Genomic DNA, 734 nt, shown 5'->3' with positions numbered 1-734 from the left:
GTACGAAAAAGGCCCCTTCGCTTCGCGTGAAGGGGCCTTTTTCGTACTCTCGCGAGGAAGGAGGGGGGGTTAGTCGTTGGCGAGGAGGAGCTCGGCGAGGGGCTTGCGGGTGCGCGGCGCGATCTCGCGGGCGTAGAGCTCGGGGGAGAGGGCGTCGACGTCTCCGAGGACGCCGAGCACGGTCACGGAGACGACGGCGAGGTCGGACGTGAGGCCGAAGGATTCGGCGATCGCCGCGCCGTCGATGCCGCCGAGCTGATGCGTGTACAGCCCCTCTTCCTGGGCCTGGATGGTGAGGTGCGCGACCGCCTGGCCGAGGTCGTAGCGCGCCCACGGGTTCTCGCGGGTCTCGTCGATCGGCAGGTGGGCGATGTTCACGATCAAGACCGACGCGGAATCCGCCCAGGCCTTGTTGAAGCCCATCAGGCCCTCGTGCACCTTGGCGAAGCTCGCGGTGCCGCGGCGCGCGACGATGAAGCGGGCCGGCTGGATGTTGCTCGCGGACGGGGCCCAGCGGGCGGCCTCGAGGATCGTCGTCAGGGTGGTCTCATCGATGACCGCGGTCGGGTCGAAGCCGCGCGGGCTCCAGCGCTCGGAGAGCGCGGAGAGGAGGGGCGACGTCGTGTCGGCGGCGCGGCTGATGGAATCGGTGATGAGGGTCATGTGCCCGTCTTTCGTCTGGGGTGTGTGGGTTTCCGGGGCGACACTGACCCACGATCTAGAACGCGCACGCC

1 protein-coding gene is annotated in these 734 nt (G+C 68.9%); it reads right to left on the bottom strand.

The window, feature by feature from the left end:
• Window positions 1–69 precede the first annotated feature (69 nt).
• The gene (locus QN350_RS19710) at window positions 70–663 is read right to left on the bottom strand and encodes a nitroreductase family protein (protein ID WP_322138601.1); all 594 of its coding nucleotides are present in this window, start codon (window positions 661–663) and stop codon (window positions 70–72) included.
• Between the last annotated feature and the right edge of the window lie 71 nt (window positions 664–734).

Source organism: Cryobacterium sp. 10I5 (assembly GCF_035019865.1).
GTDB classification, from domain to species: Bacteria; Actinomycetota; Actinomycetes; order Actinomycetales; family Microbacteriaceae; genus Cryobacterium; species Cryobacterium breve_A.
The sequence above is the reverse complement of the archived record's forward strand: the minus strand, read 5'-3'. Positions and strand labels throughout refer to the sequence as shown.